The sequence below is a fragment of the Rouxiella badensis genome (assembly GCF_002093665.1).
GTDB lineage: Bacteria > Pseudomonadota > Gammaproteobacteria > Enterobacterales > Enterobacteriaceae > Rouxiella > Rouxiella badensis.
The window spans coordinates 26,592-40,626 of the sequence record NZ_MRWE01000017.1 but is presented as its reverse complement, the minus strand read 5'-3'; the positions used below and the strand labels follow the sequence as shown (position 1 = coordinate 40,626).

General features: G+C 51.7%; 13 protein-coding genes. 10 read left to right on the top strand and 3 right to left on the bottom strand.

The window, feature by feature from the left end:
- Positions 1-463: 463 nt before the first annotated feature.
- Together aas and lplT are read left to right on the top strand one after the other, a co-directional pair.
- Positions 464-2,635: a bifunctional acyl-ACP--phospholipid O-acyltransferase/long-chain-fatty-acid--ACP ligase gene (gene aas / locus BS640_RS11675; RefSeq protein WP_084912616.1), complete on the top strand. Its 2,172-nt coding sequence runs from the start codon at positions 464-466 to the stop codon at positions 2,633-2,635.
- Positions 2,628-3,833, top strand: coding sequence for a lysophospholipid transporter LplT (gene lplT, locus BS640_RS11670; protein WP_017493609.1), 1,206 nt, complete (start codon positions 2,628-2,630; stop codon positions 3,831-3,833). The genes aas and lplT overlap by 8 nt, the downstream gene beginning before the upstream one ends.
- Before the next feature lie 45 nt (positions 3,834-3,878).
- Here the strand turns inward: lplT and BS640_RS11665 are convergent, their stop codons facing one another.
- The 3 genes from BS640_RS11665 to mutH form a co-directional block, all read right to left on the bottom strand.
- Complete coding sequence (locus BS640_RS11665; RefSeq protein ID WP_017493610.1) at positions 3,879-4,919, bottom strand: NADP(H)-dependent aldo-keto reductase; 1,041 nt, start codon at positions 4,917-4,919, stop codon at positions 3,879-3,881.
- Positions 4,920-5,298: 379 nt separating this feature from the next.
- Positions 5,299-5,517 carry a YgdI/YgdR family lipoprotein gene (locus tag BS640_RS11660; RefSeq protein WP_017493611.1) on the bottom strand — a complete coding sequence of 73 codons (219 nt, stop codon included), beginning with the start codon at positions 5,515-5,517 and terminating at the stop codon, positions 5,299-5,301.
- A 102-nt stretch (positions 5,518-5,619) separates the two neighbouring features.
- Positions 5,620-6,306: a DNA mismatch repair endonuclease MutH gene (mutH, locus tag BS640_RS11655; RefSeq protein WP_084912615.1), complete on the bottom strand. Its 687-nt coding sequence runs from the start codon at positions 6,304-6,306 to the stop codon at positions 5,620-5,622.
- A 697-nt stretch (positions 6,307-7,003) separates the two neighbouring features.
- On the opposite strand from mutH, the gene rppH reads away from it, so the two are divergent.
- The 8 genes from rppH to BS640_RS11610 all read left to right on the top strand — a co-directional run bounded on the left by rppH (position 7,004) and on the right by BS640_RS11610 (position 13,957).
- Positions 7,004-7,531, top strand: coding sequence for an RNA pyrophosphohydrolase (gene rppH, locus BS640_RS11645; protein ID WP_017493613.1), 528 nt, complete (start codon positions 7,004-7,006; stop codon positions 7,529-7,531).
- An 11-nt stretch (positions 7,532-7,542) separates the two neighbouring features.
- Positions 7,543-9,789, top strand: a complete 2,247-nt coding sequence (gene ptsP / locus BS640_RS11640; RefSeq protein WP_084912614.1) for a phosphoenolpyruvate--protein phosphotransferase — start codon at positions 7,543-7,545, stop codon at positions 9,787-9,789.
- Positions 9,790-10,128: 339 nt separating this feature from the next.
- Complete coding sequence (lgt, locus tag BS640_RS11635; protein WP_017493614.1) at positions 10,129-10,998, top strand: prolipoprotein diacylglyceryl transferase; 870 nt, start codon at positions 10,129-10,131, stop codon at positions 10,996-10,998.
- 6 nt (positions 10,999-11,004) lie between these two features.
- The gene (gene thyA / locus BS640_RS11630; RefSeq protein ID WP_084912613.1) at positions 11,005-11,799 is read left to right on the top strand and encodes a thymidylate synthase; all 795 of its coding nucleotides are present in this window, start codon (positions 11,005-11,007) and stop codon (positions 11,797-11,799) included.
- Between the two features lie 188 nt (positions 11,800-11,987).
- Positions 11,988-12,176 (top strand): prepilin-type N-terminal cleavage/methylation domain-containing protein, encoded by a 189-nt coding sequence (locus BS640_RS22250; RefSeq protein ID WP_241528224.1) that lies wholly within the window; start codon positions 11,988-11,990, stop codon positions 12,174-12,176.
- A gap of 368 nt (positions 12,177-12,544) precedes the next feature.
- Positions 12,545-13,114, top strand: coding sequence for a prepilin peptidase-dependent protein (locus BS640_RS11620; protein WP_084912612.1), 570 nt, complete (start codon positions 12,545-12,547; stop codon positions 13,112-13,114).
- The gene (locus tag BS640_RS11615; protein WP_017493617.1) at positions 13,111-13,614 is read left to right on the top strand and encodes a YgdB family protein; all 504 of its coding nucleotides are present in this window, start codon (positions 13,111-13,113) and stop codon (positions 13,612-13,614) included. The genes BS640_RS11620 and BS640_RS11615 overlap by 4 nt, the downstream gene beginning before the upstream one ends.
- Positions 13,604-13,957, top strand: a complete 354-nt coding sequence (locus tag BS640_RS11610; protein WP_017493618.1) for a prepilin-type N-terminal cleavage/methylation domain-containing protein — start codon at positions 13,604-13,606, stop codon at positions 13,955-13,957. Before BS640_RS11615 ends, BS640_RS11610 begins: the two co-directional genes overlap by 11 nt.
- Positions 13,958-14,035: the final 78 nt, after the last annotated feature.

Below are 14,035 nucleotides of genomic sequence, written 5' to 3'. Positions count from 1 at the left end.
CCAGAGGTATTGATTGGTGAATCATCGACATACATTGTGTGTTGGTACCGATTGAATTTGCACCAACCTACGCGGATGCGTAGGTTTTTTTTCGTCTGTAGTTTAGGATTTAACTTAGTTATCACATCTTAAAAACCTCTGCCTTACATTCGTTGTGTCAATTTTACAGTTGGTTGCAGTTTGCGCAGAACTCTTGCGATTGAAAGGTAGTGCAACGCGCTGATGTTCTCTAATGTTGGTGGTCCCAGAGGTATTGATTGGTGAATCATCCAACATGCTTTGCATGTTGAAACCGATTAAAATTGCACCAACCTACGCAGATGCGTAGGTTTTTTTTTGCCTGAGATTACGCCCTGATTTTTTTCTGAGAGTTCCGTACCTGTCGTCAAGTAAAGCTCCGTTATGATAACCTCGAAAATTACCTGTTCTCATTCGGATAGGTGCAAATTTAGAGGAGAACGGAATGCTCTATCGGTTGTTACATTCATTTTTTCGCGCCCTGTTTAAGGTCATATTTCGCGTTACCGTAACGCCGGATAAAGCTCAGTTGACCTATCCAAGAATGCTACTGACCCCCAATCATGTCTCGTTTATCGACGCGATGCTGCTGGTCCTGTTCCTGCCGATTAAACCGGTCTTTGCCGTTTACTCCACGATTACCGAACGTTGGTATATGCAGTGGCTTAAGGATTACATCGACTTTGTGCCGCTGGATCCCACCAAACCGATGGCAATCAAACGTCTGGTGCGTGAAATCGAGAAGGGACGTCCGGTCGTGGTATTTCCTGAAGGGCGCATTACGGTGACCGGCTCGCTGATGAAAATATACGACGGTGCCGCCTTTGTGGCCGCTAAATCGCAGGCGACAGTTATCCCTATTCGGATCGACGGCGCTGAGTTCTCGATTTTTAGTCGCCTGTTCGGCAGCTTCAAACTGCGCTGGTTCCCGAAAATATCCATCAACATTCTACCGCCGCAGAACGTCTTGATGCCTGATGCACCGCGTGCGCGAGAAAGACGCCTGCTGGCCGGGCAACGGCTGCATGCCATCATGATGGAAGCGCGTATGGCGACGCGTCCGCCGGAAACGCTCTACCAGGCGCTGCTCTCGGCGCAGACCCGCTATGGTCGCCGCAAGCCGTGCATCGCCGACATTTCGTTCAACGAAGACACCTATCAGGGGTTGCTGAAGAAATCGCTCGGCGTCAGCCGTATTCTGCAACGCTTCACCCGTGAGGGGGAGCACGTCGGTATGCTGCTGCCCAATGCCACCATCACGGCGGCCGCCATTTTTGGTGCATCGATGCGAAATCGTATCCCCGCGCTGCTCAACTACACCTCTGGCGCTAAGGGAATCAAAAGTGCCGTCAAGGCGGCACAGATTGAGACCATCGTGACCTCAAGGCAGTTTTTGGAAAAGGGCAAGCTGACCCATCTGCCTGAGCAAGTGACCGAGGTGAAATGGGTATACCTTGAAGACCTCAAGGATACGGTCACCAAAGAAGACAAACTGTGGATCCTGTTCCATTTGATTTTCCCGCAGCGCGCGATGCTCTATCAACAACCCGACGATGCGGCGCTGGTGCTTTTTACTTCAGGTTCTGAAGGCAATCCCAAGGGCGTGGTACATTCGCATGCCAGCCTGATAGCCAACGTAGAGCAAATCCGTACCGTAGCCGACTTCACTCCACGTGACCGCTTTATGTCGGCGCTGCCGCTGTTTCACGCCTTTGGTCTCACCGTCGGGCTGTTTACGCCGCTGATGACCGGCGCGCGCGTGTTTCTCTATCCAAGCCCGTTGCATTACCGAATTGTGCCCGAGCTGGTGTATGACCAAAACTGCACCGTGTTGTTTGGTACGTCGACCTTCTTGGGTAACTACGCCCGCTTTGCGCATCCCTATGATTTCGCTCGTGTGCGCTATGTGGTTGCCGGTGCTGAAAAGCTTTCCGAGGGCACCAAAGAGGTGTGGCAGAACAAATTTGGCCTGCGCATTCTTGAAGGCTACGGCGTGACCGAGTGCGCACCGGTGGTGGCCATTAACGTACCGATGGCGGCACGGGTCAATACCGTGGGCAAGATTCTGCCCAGCATTGAATCTCGCCTGCTGGCGGTTCCGGGGATCGACAAGGGCGGACGCCTTCAGCTGCGCGGGCCTAATATCATGAAAGGGTATTTACGCGTCGAGAATCCGGGCGTACTCGAACTGCCTGCGGCAGAGAATGCGCAGGGTGAGATTGAGGCGGGCTGGTACGACACCGGCGATATCGTCACGCTGGACGCCGAGGGCTATTGCGCGATTCGTGGTCGAGTCAAACGCTTTGCCAAGCTGGCCGGCGAAATGGTGTCGCTAGAGAGCGTCGAGCAGATTGCGATTCAGGCCTCTCCCGACGCCCAGCACGCTGCCACGTCGCGCACAGACAGCGCCAAAGGTGAGGCGTTAGTGCTGTTTACCACCGACGAAACGCTATCGCGCGACAGGCTATCTAAAAGCGCCCGCGAGCTGGGGATCCCCGAGATTGCTGTGCCGCGTGACATTCGCGTGGTGAAAGCGCTGCCGCTGTTGGGCAGCGGAAAACCTGATTTTGTGACCCTGCGCGAGATGGCAGAACAACCGGAGAGCAAAAATGAGTAAGCCCCTGGGGAGCCGATTTCCCCTGATGTCACGCGGGATGACGGCCGTGATTGTTGCGCAGTTCTTATCGGCCTTTGGCGATAATGCGCTGCTGTTTGCCACGCTGGCATTGATTAAACAGGAGCTCTATCCCGAATGGAGCCAGCCAGTGCTGCAAATGGCGTTTGTGGCGGCCTATATTATTCTGGCGCCCTTCGTCGGGCAGTTTGCCGACAGCTTTGCCAAAGGTCGTGTGATGATGTTTGCCAACGGCCTTAAACTGCTGGGTGCGCTGGTTATCTGCTTCGGGTTCAACCCGTTCCTGGGCTACGGGCTGGTGGGGGTTGGCGCAGCGGCCTATTCACCGGCCAAGTACGGCATCCTTGGCGAAATTACCTCCGGTGACAAGCTGGTGAAAGCCAATGGCCTGATGGAGTCTTCAACCATCGCGGCTATCCTGTTGGGTTCTGTCGCCGGTGGAGCCTTAGCCGACTGGCACATCACCGCCGCCTTGATGATTTGCGGACTTGCCTATGCGGCGGCCGTTGCGGCCAACGTCTTCATTCCGAAAATGACGGCGGCAAGGCCGGGCCAGTCGTGGAACCCTCGTCGCATGTCTTCGACATTTTTCCATGCCTGCCGTATTTTGTGGGGCAATGCGGATACGCGTTTCTCGCTGGTGGGTACCAGCCTGTTTTGGGGCGCGGGCGTGACGCTGCGTTTCCTGCTGGTTCTCTGGGTGCCGGTGGCATTGGGTATCAGCGACAACACCACGCCGACGCTGCTTAACGCGATGGTTGCGGTGGGCATCGTGCTCGGTGCTGGTGCCGCGGCGAAGCTCATTACGTTGAAAACGGTTAAACGTTGCCTGCCTGCGGGGATCGGGATCGGTGTCGTGGTCGTGCTGTTCACGCTGCAACACAGCATGTTGAACGCTTATCTTCTTCTGGCGCTTATCGGCGTTCTGGGCGGCTTCTTTGTCGTGCCGTTGAATGCGTTGTTGCAGCATCTTGGCAAAGAAACGGTTGGCACAGGTAACGCGATTGCGGTGCAGAATTTGGGTGAAAACACCGCCATGCTGCTGATGTTGGGGCTCTATTCGCTGGTAGTGATGCTCGGTGCGCCAGTATTGGCAATAGGCGTTGGCTTCGGGGTGGTGTTTGCGCTGGCGATTGCCGGACTCTGGCTGTGGCAGATTAAGCAAAAACGCAAAATCTAGAGTTAAAAAAGGGCGCCAGGCGCCCTTTTTTGCAACCAAACGCGTCTATGGAGCGGGAATAGTGAAGCGCTTATGAATCTCTTCCAGCGCATTAATCACTTCCTCGTCCAGGGTCAGGTCCTGACTGTCGATATTAATCTTCAACTGTTCCAGCGTCGTTGCGCCCAGCAGGGTGCTGGCCACAAACGGCTGTTGACGAACAAACGCCAGCGCCATCTGTGAAGGATCCAGATTCAGTTTTTTCGCCAGACCCACGTACTCTGCCACCGCCGCCTCTGACTGAGCAGAGGAGTAGCGCGTAAAGCGGCTGAACAGCGTATTACGCGCTCCCGCTGGTTTTGCTCCATTCAAATATTTACCGCTTAGCGTACCAAACGCCAGGCTCGAGTAAGCCAGAAGCTCAACGCCTTCATGCTGACTTATCTCGGCTAATCCCACCTCAAAGCTGCGGTTCAGCAGGCTGTAAGGGTTTTGAATAGAGACGATGCGTGGCAGGTCGTGTTTTTCAGCCAGCTGCAGATAGCGCATCACGCCCCAAGGGGTCTCATTCGATACGCCGATGTAGCGAATCTTACCGGCACGAACCTGTTCGTTTAGCGCTTCCAGCGTTTCGAGCAGCGTGACCGGTGAGTTATCCGGACTGTAGGTATAACCCAGTTTGCCGAAGAAATTGGTCGGGCGCTGCGGCCAGTGAAGTTGATACAGGTCGAGGTAGTCGGTATTAAGACGCTTCAAACTGGCGTCGAGTGCTGCGCGGATGTTCTTGCGATCCAGCACTTGTCCTGGGCGAATCGACGCATCGTTACCGCGTGATGGACCGGCAACCTTACTCGCCAGAATAATCTTCTCACGGTTGCCGCGGGCTTTTATCCAGCTGCCGATATAGCTTTCGGTCAGACCCTGGGTTTCTGGACGTGGAGGCACAGGGTACATCTCGGCGGTATCAATCAGGTTGATCCCGGCCGCGAGGGCATAATCAAGCTGCTGGTGAGCCTCGGCTTCACTGTTTTGTTCACCAAAGGTCATGGTGCCCAATCCCAGTACGCTCACTTCTAAAGAACTATGGGGTATACGGTGATATTGCATTGCCTGTCTTCCTTAGTGTCAGATAATGTCTGGCTGGCGCTTGAATGTTTTGGAGTCGGGCAGCACCCATACGGACGATGCCTTTTTATAGCCAAAAAAGCGCTTAGCGAAGCAGCCACGTAAGATTGACTATATACAAGCGACGCCGGAGGGGGAAGAGCAAAGGGGGAAAGCGCTCGTTTTGCTACCTGCAGTAGAGGGTTCATAAAGCTTAGGCTGGGGAATGTTATTTACTGTCTCACAAATGGGCCATAAATTTGCGCACAATGTGGTGAAAGTTCAATGTGGTGAAAGTTGATGATTAACGCTCAAGGAAAATACCGGCAATTGGAATAGCCGGTATTAATATTTTGATGCGGCAAACTCAAACGCGTTGATATCAGCGTTTCATGACCTCTGTCACCTGATCATTATTGATTTGCCTTTCATTACCTTGCGCGTCTTCATAGCTCAGCAATCCTGTACTCTTATCAAGTTCAGGCTTGCTGCTGGTCAATATCATGCTTCCGTCTTTTGTTGCCATTACGTAGTCGCTAGAACAACCCGCCAAGGCAAACGCCAGAGCAAATGCGCTGACGAGCTTAAATGAAGTTTTCATTGATAAACCCTTTGATTTGGTCTGAAAAGACCTTCCTATTAAGATTAGCAAATAATAAGCGCTAGCCAACTGTAATAGCCATTTTGGCAACCAGGAATAACCCTATAATAGGAAATGTCTGGCGAGTAGCTGCCGCGTAAAGCTTTTCTTTAAATAGAAACCGCGAGGCAATGTCATGATAGGTTGACCGTTTTCTCCGATTGCCTCGGTCCTTGCCTTATTGTTGGCCGCCTTTGGCCTGAGCTGTAATACCTCGCCGTGGCGGGCGGTAATGCTCTCGACTTTTCCCAGAACGATAAGATCCATTAATTCTTCCCAATCCTGACGTAGCTGTTCGTCCTCCTCATCGGATGGACTCCACAGCAGCGGGCTACCGATACGGCGTACTGAAAGCGGAATTTGGCGCTCTCCTTCAACGGGTATCCACAGAACTCGGGCAAGCTTGTGTCGCACATGGCTGCTCTCCCAGGTGACGCCGCTGTTGCCTGTCAGGGGCGCAACACACACAAAGGTGGTTTCTAAAGGTTTGCCCATTGCGTCGATAGGGATTGTTTTAAGTTCTATGCCGATTTCGGGAAAATCCTGCTCCGGTTTACTCCCGGCGCTGGCACCAAGATAAACCTCAAGCAGCATGCCAACCCAGCCTTTCTCGCGTTTCAAATCGGGTGGAATAGCAAGATTTGCCCGTTCTGCCAGTTCGCCCAGCGTGTACCCGGCCAGTGACTCGGCACGCGCTAACAGCGCTTGTTCATCCTCAGGCGGTGTCAGGGCGGGCAAAGGGATCGACATAAAAAAGTCTCGCTCTCGTCTGATTAAAAAATGTACTCACGTTTGCGCGCAGAAAAAATTAAATCTGCGAGCTGTGATTAACCTGAATAATAGCATGATTTGACGTGGGTTTTTTCTGCCACTTGCCCGATTATTATCCCCAACTTAACGAGTTGATCACCTGTTGACGGGCACAATGAACAGGATCTTCCACCTGGTTATCCACAGATTTGTGGGATAACCCACAGTTATGAGTAGCACTGTTTCGATTTACAGGCTTGACGAGGGGGGTTTTATAAGGTTTTGTCCCATATATAACCTGAAACTGACAAAACTCTGTGGATAAAATCAACATTGTGCGATCTTTCGCCACTTTAGGATCTCTGCTCATTTATGCTGGGGGTAAGCGTAGGTGAAACCCAGTGGATATCACAATATTGTCATGTTTTATATGAACTTTATTTTAAATTTTATCAGCCAAATACTGAGGTCAAAATTAGTTTTACCCGTCTTACTCTTATGTTCTTCACATATCTATCCACAGAAAAAGTGAATAAAATTGCTGAAAAATGACAAAGGCTGTTTATAACTTCGATATTTTGGGTAAGTTATCCCGTCAACCCCCTTTTGAACAGAGTTATAACCAGTGGTTTACCGCCTGTTGGTAGTATGAAACAATCAGAGTATCTATGCATTTTAAGCTTATTGAGGTAGTCCGGTGATCGATGATGATGGCTACCGCCCGAATGTTGGTATCGTAATCTGTGACAAGCAGGGGCAAGTATTATGGGCCCGTCGTTATGGGCAGCACTCCTGGCAGTTTCCACAAGGGGGAATCAACCCCGGAGAAACGGCTGAGCAGGCCATGTATCGTGAACTGTTTGAAGAAGTGGGACTAAGTAGAAAAGACGTCCGTATTCTGGCTTCGACTCGCAACTGGTTACGCTATAAATTGCCAAAACGTTTGGTGCGTTGGGACACAAAGCCGGTCTGTATCGGCCAAAAGCAAAAATGGTTCCTGTTACAACTCATGTGTAATGATGCAGACATCAATATGCAACGCAGCAGTACGCCTGAATTTGATGGGTGGCGCTGGGTGAGTTTTTGGTATCCGGTTCGTCAGGTTGTTTCATTTAAACGTGACGTTTATCGTCGGGTAATGAAAGAGTTTTCCACAACTGTGATGCCAATGCAGGAAGTACCCGTTAACCGTACAACCCCTGCTTATCGTCGGAAAAGAGGCTAAGTCACGAATAAATGCTCACGCGGTTGCGAGAAATAGTTGAAAAGGTAGCGATGGCGTCCAGCCTGAATGATGCGCTGGATGTTTTGGTTAATGAAACCTGTCTGGCGATGGACACCGAAGTGTGTTCAATTTATCTCGCTGATAACGATCGCCGTTGTTACTACCTTATGGCGACGCGAGGCTTGAAAAAGCCTCGCGGGCGCACTATTGCTCTTGCTTTTGATGAGGGTGTCGTCGGGCTGGTAGGCCGCCTGGCAGAACCCATCAACCTTGCCGATGCGCAGAGCCATCCGAGTTTTAAATATATTCCTCAGGTTAAAGAGGACTTATTCCGTTCTTTCCTGGGTGTACCGGTTATCCACCGACGCCAACTGCTGGGCGTGCTGGTTATTCAGCAGCGTGAGCACCGCCAGTTTGATGAAAGTGAAGAGTCTTTCATGGTCACCCTGGCCACGCAAATGGCCGCAATTCTTTCTCAGGCGCAGCTTAACGTTCTCTACGGGCGATTTCGACAGACTCGCGTTAAGGCGCTGCCAGCCTCGCCGGGCGTGGCGATTGGTACCGGTTGGCAGGACAGTAATCAGCCGTCACTCGATAACGTTTATATGGCTTCAACGCTCGATCCTGTTCGCGAGCGTGAGCGTCTCACCCGAGCTCTGGAAGACGCGGGGGCCGAGTTCCGACGTTTCAGTAAACGCTTCACCGCCAGTGCACAGAAAGAAAGTGCGGCGATTTTCGATCTCTATTCGCACCTGTTAAACGACGCAAGGCTCAAGCGCGAGCTCTTCGCCGAAATTGACCAAGGTGCCGTGGCTGAGTGGGCCGTCAAAAAGGTGGTCGAGAAGTTTGCTGCCCAGTTTGCCAGCCTACAGGATACCTATCTTCGCGAGCGCGGCAGCGATCTGCGAGCGCTCGGACAGCGTCTGGTCTTCCATCTCGACGATACCGCACAGGGCGACACACAGTGGCCCGAAAACTTTATTCTTGTCGCCGATGAGCTGACGGCAACCTTGTTGGCGGAAGTCCCACAGGAACGTCTGAAGGGTGTTGTTGTGCGAGACGGTGCCGCCAACTCGCATGCGGCCATTCTTGTGCGTGCCATGGGCGTGCCGACGGTTATGGGCGCCGATATTCAGCCTTCCCTTTTAAATCAGCGACAGCTCATCGTTGACGGTTATCGCGGCGAACTGCTTATCGACCCTGAGCCGGTTCTCGTAACCGAATACCGCCGCCTTATCAGCGAAGAAATGGAGCTGAGCGAAAAGGCTGAAAGCGAAGTTGAGCAGCCAGCCAAAATGCAAAGCGGCGAGCAGGTCTTAGTCATGCTCAACGCGGGCCTTAGCGCTGACCACGAAAAACTGTTTGGTGGCCGGGTTGACGGCATCGGCCTGTATCGCACTGAAATTCCCTTTATGCTGCAAAGCGGCTTCCCTTCTGAAGAAGAGCAGGTTGCGCAATATCAGGGCATGCTACAGCTTTTCCCGGCTAAGCCTGTGACGCTGCGTACGCTGGACATTGGTTCAGATAAGCAGCTGCCTTATATGCCTATCAGCGAGGAGAACCCTTGCCTGGGTTGGCGCGGTATCCGCATCACCCTAGATCAGCCTGAGATTTTCCTGATACAGGTCAGGGCCATGCTGCGTGCAAACGCTGCTACGGGCAATCTGGGTATCTTGCTGCCGATGATAACCAGCCTCGAAGAGATTGATGAGGCGCGTCGCCTTATTGACCGTGCAGGCCGTGAGGTAGAGGAAGCGCTAGGCTATGCACAGCCTAAGCCGCGTATCGGCATCATGATCGAAGTTCCTTCGATGATCTTCATGTTGCCTCTGCTCGCTGGACGCGTTGATTTTATCTCTGTCGGCACTAATGACCTGACGCAGTACCTGTTGGCCGTCGACCGCAATAACACCCGCGTTGCTGGTCTTTATGACAGCCTTCATCCAGCCATGCTGCGCGTGCTCAGCCAGATAGCACGAGACGCTGCCAGTGCAGGCATTGAACTCAGCCTGTGCGGTGAGATGGCCGGTGACCCGATGGGGGCTTTGCTGCTTGTCGGTATGGGCTATCGTAACATCAGCATGAACGGGCGCAGCGTCGCCCGCGTAAAATACCTGCTACGCAAAATTGATATCTCCGATGCACAAGAGTTGGCGGAGCGTGTTATGCAGGCACAGTTCACCAGCGAGGTTCGCCATATGACATCGGCGTTTATGGAACGTCGAGGGCTTGGCGGTCTTATCCGCGGCGGTAAATAACGGTTAAATAGACGCTTTTCGCCGCAAAAAAGTCTCGTTTTTTTATTAAGTTGCAGCATGACGAGACTTTTTTTTACAGATCTTTTCCCCCGGCGTTGAACCAGACTTCCCCTCTCTTATGCTATGATTTGCCCCTCTGGCCTTAAGTCGTTCATCTTGATACCAATCGTACTTGAAGCTGCAGCTGTGTTGGCTATGCATGTTTACCTCGGTCATTTGCCCGAGTGAGCTTTCGGGAATCGCTTCTCTGCTGCCTTGCTGTAACCTCAACTGCTTTAGCTATCGCATTGATTGAACTCACTTTCAGGCCCACAACAACTTTTCAATTTGTGGTGATAGATGAGTAACAGCTATCTGGCGTTTCCCAAGTTTGATCCGGTCATTTTCTCTCTCGGACCGATTTCACTTCACTGGTACGGCTTGATGTATCTGGTAGGTTTTGTCTTTGCCATGTGGCTTGCCGTTCGTCGCGCAAACAAACCTGGCAGCGGATGGAAAAAAGAAGAAGTCGAAAACTTGCTGTATGCAGGCTTTCTAGGCGTCTTTGTCGGCGGCCGCGTAGGCTACGTCCTGTTCTATAACTTGCCTTTGTTCCTCGATAACCCACTGTATCTCTTCAAAGTCTGGGACGGCGGTATGTCATTCCACGGCGGTCTGATCGGGGTTATTATCGTCATGCTGTGGTTTGCACGTCGCACCAAGCGCACGTTCTTCCAGGTTTCCGACTTCATTGCTCCGCTGATTCCGTTTGGTCTGGGTGCAGGACGTCTGGGCAACTTTATCAACGGTGAACTCTGGGGTCGTGTCACTACCGATGTGCCTTGGGCAATGCTTTTCCCTGGCTCACACGATGAAGACGTTGCGATTGCCGCCGCCGATCCAAAATGGCAGCCGCTGCTGAACCAATACGGTGTTCTGCCTCGTCATCCTTCACAAATCTATGAACTGTTGCTTGAAGGCGTGGTGCTGTTTATCATCCTCAACCTATTTATTCGCAAACCGCGCCCAATGGGCAGTGTCTCGGGCCTGTTCCTGATTTTCTACGGTGCATTCCGTATCATCGTTGAACACTTCCGCCAGCCGGACGCTCAGCTCGGTTTGTTCGACGGTTTCATCAGCATGGGGCAAATTCTCTCCATACCTATGATCGTATTTGGTATCATTATGGTCGTCTGGGCCTACCGTCGCCCGCAGAAACAATTGTCTTGAGGTAATATGAAACAGTATCTGGAATTAATGCAGCGAGTGCTTGATGAAGGCACGCCTAAAGGCGACCGTACCGGCACGGGTACATTGTCGATTTTTGGTCATCAGATGCGTTTCAATTTGCAAGAAGGTTTTCCGCTGGTCACCACCAAGCGCTGCCATTTGCGTTCTATCATTCACGAACTGCTGTGGTTCCTGAAAGGTGATACCAATATTGCCTATCTGCGTGACAACAATGTCACCATCTGGGACGAGTGGGCCGATGAAGACGGTTCACTGGGTCCGGTTTACGGCAAACAATGGCGTGCATGGGGTACACCGGACGGCAAGCAGATCGACCAGCTTGCCAACGTGGTTAACCAGCTCAAGCAGGACCCTAATTCCAGACGCATTATTGTTTCGGCCTGGAACGTTGGTGAGCTCGACCAGATGGCGTTGGCACCTTGCCACGCTTTCTTCCAGTTCTATGTGGCAGACGGCAAGCTCTCTTGCCAACTGTATCAACGTTCATGCGACGTGTTCCTCGGCTTGCCGTTTAACATCGCTAGCTACGCTTTGTTGGTACATATGATGGCGCAGCAGTGCGATCTTGAAGTCGGCGATTTTGTCTGGACCGGGGGGGATACCCACCTGTACAGCAACCACATGGAACAGACTCATCTGCAGCTGAGCCGTGAACCTCGTGCACTGCCTAAATTAATCATCAAACGTAAGCCAGCCTCTCTGTTTGACTATAATTTTGAAGACTTTGAAATCGAAGGTTATGATCCGCATCCTGCTATTAAAGCGCCGGTTGCTGTCTAAACCTTCTGTTTAGTCCCTAAGTGCATAAAGCGCTCGGCTGTTAGTCGGGCGTTTTTTTATCCTGCCTTCAGCTTTTCCTCTCTGCTTTTTTACTCTCTTTATTGCGTTTACCAACGCTTTTATCTGCCCGAATGTGTTTGGTGGAACCGCTATTCCAATGCGTTTGCAACCTTGTGCAAAAAAGAACTTTGTTTGGAATAGACGCCGATGGTAATGGCAATGCGCCTTTTCTGCTGCCGATATTTCCTTACACTCGCCGCATGAAAATACGACTCGCGGAAGGAGAGCAGGGAATGACCCTGATTGAAGTCATGATAGTTCTGGCACTGGTTGCCTCGATGAGCCTCTGGTCTTTGCACGGCTGGCGCGAGTATTAGCAGCAGCTACAGCTCGAGCAGCAGGCGCAAAGACTGCGGCTTTATCTTACGGGACTTCAGTCGATTGCCTATTCCCATAATCAGACCCAATTGCTGTGGGTCATTGATGGCCTTTCAGGATGTGTGGGAGCGGGTAAACGGCCCGCCAGCTGTCTGGTGGCTGAGGACCGTTATTTTCAAACAACGGCGCCGAACATTAGTGTGCGTGCCTATTCAGAGAAAATAATGGGTTTCTATGGGCTACGTAATATGGCTCAGGGCGGGCACATCAATGTGAGTAATGCTGCGGGTACCCTGAGGGTCGTTTTATCTGCTCGGGGGCGCCTCAGATTGTGCAGCTTTGGGAAACCCATGTCTGGCTTTCCGAAATGTTAAACGAAAAGGGTTTCACACTGCCTGAGGTGATGTTGGCAATAGGTATCGGCAGCATGCTCATTATGGGGGCGATGCAGTTTTTGCCGATGCTGAGGCAACGCACACAGCAGCTAAGCCAACATTACCAGCTCGATCAACTTCTGCGGCAGACTGCCCGAACTTTGCAAAAGGACTTTAGGCGTAGCGGTTTTTGCGCCGGAACCTGTAACGGTAAGTCGATAGTTATAGGTCAAGCCAGCGGGGAGGCTAAAAACTCCTGCATTGTCGTCGCCTATGATCTCAATCGCAACGGTCGATGGGAGCCGGTGGGACATGCTGAGTCAGAGTATTTTGGTTTTCGGCTACGCAGCGGCATGCTGGAAAGTCAGCGTGGCGTTAATGGCTGCAACGCGATTGGATGGGAGCGCATGCTTGACCCATCAGAGGTGAGTTTTAGTCAGTTTCAGGTTGCAACTACGCTTGGTGAAGGAGGGGACCCGCTCATTATTTTGAATATGGCGGCAAACTGGAAAAAGAATCCGGCGATTAGTACCCGCCTTGATACGTGGGTAAAAGTGCAATGAACAAGCCTGAGCCTGAAGCACACCACTCGCAGCAAGGCAGCGCACTGATACTGGCTATCATGATGATGATGGCATTTGGCCTAATGGGGTTAAATATGGTGAATCAGCATCTTAATGCTGCACTGGCACTCACTCGCAGCGAAAAAAGTTTTCTTCAGTCTTGGGAGCTTGCCGTCTCCTCATTAAATTGGGGGCTTAACAGGCGCTGGGTCTTACAACCTGTCGAAGGGTGGCAGTGTGCGCAATCAGTGACCGAAAACGTCAGTCTTCCTGGAGAGATAAGCGCCACTCTGCGTAGCTGCATAAGAAATGCTGAACGTGATGAGCTGTATTTACTGCGGGGTGAAGGAAAAATTCAGCCTGACTCTGTGCCGGTCTTGCTTTACCAACTGGTGACCCTCAAGACAGTTGATGCCACTGAAAGCCGGGTTATACCGATACAAAACGGCTGGCTGGACTTTTGCCCTTTAAAGGATGAGAGGAAATGTGATGACCCATAATCAAAGGCTCCACCCACAGGCAGGTCTCAGTCTGCCTGAAACGATGCTCGCAACCTTGCTGCTGTCGGTTTCTGTCCTGGGATTACTGAATTATTATCAATCCCTTACTCAAGGATTCTCAAGACAGTGGCAAGTAAGACAGGCCTGGACAGAGGCCCATGAACAGCTTGAAAGCTTCGCGGTGCTAAACGTGGGTAAAGCACTGGATAAACCGGGATGGAGTGCGCAAATTACCCGCATTCAAACCTCTACAGATTGCCAATGGGTTACGGCACGTGTAGAAACCCCGTTGCACTATACCAGTCGGTTAAGTCGCATGATTTGCAGACCCATTGTTGATTAGCCGCTCGAAATTAACAGATGTTTCCCTGCTTGCTTTGCATTAGGGGAGTCGCTCGGTAAAGTATGAATTAATGCAGTT